The following is a 505-nucleotide window of genomic DNA, read 5'->3' on the forward strand; positions in this document are numbered from 1 at the left end:
GGGGGTGTGGGCCTGGTCGCGGCGGGGGCATTGATGGGCGAGACGCTGCCGCTGCAATGGTCGATGCGGCTCTCGGGCCTGATGCTGTTCCAGACCGTGATCGTCAGGTTTGCCAGCTATCTGATGTGGTTCTGGCTGGTGCGCCACTATCCGGCCACCCGGCTGGCCAGCTTCACGCTGTCGACGCCGCTGTTCGGTCTGCTGGCCGGCGCGCTCTTGCTGGGCGAGAGCATCAGCCTGCGCCTGGGCGTGGCCTTGGTGGCGCTGGCGGCCGGCGTGGCCCTGGTCAACAGGAAATAGTCGCCTGTCTCCAGCGCGGCAGCCGCTGCCCTGCGGCCCGCTTAGACTGCCGCCACCCCCAGACCTGCCGGAGACAAACCATGACGATCACGCTGTGCGGCTTCTCGCTGTCCAACTATTACAACAAGGTCAAGCTGGCCCTGTTGGAGAAGGGCATCCCCTTCGAGGAAGAATTGGTAATGACCAAATCGGCCGATGAGGCGGT

The 505-nt window shown here is 65.1% G+C and carries 2 protein-coding genes; both read left to right on the top strand.

Features of this window, described 5'->3' with window-relative positions; all coding sequences use genetic code 11:
- The coding region (locus NK987_RS21395) for an EamA family transporter (RefSeq protein WP_259265508.1) at positions 1-300 on the top strand (300 nt) is incomplete at its 5' end.
- An 80-nt stretch (positions 301-380) separates the two neighbouring features.
- The coding region (locus tag NK987_RS21500) for a glutathione S-transferase N-terminal domain-containing protein (protein WP_420841196.1) at positions 381-505 on the top strand (125 nt) is incomplete at its 3' end.

The sequence above is a fragment of the Aquiflexum gelatinilyticum genome, assembly GCF_024813435.1.
Classification (GTDB): domain Bacteria; phylum Bacteroidota; class Bacteroidia; order Cytophagales; family Cyclobacteriaceae; genus Cognataquiflexum; species Cognataquiflexum gelatinilyticum.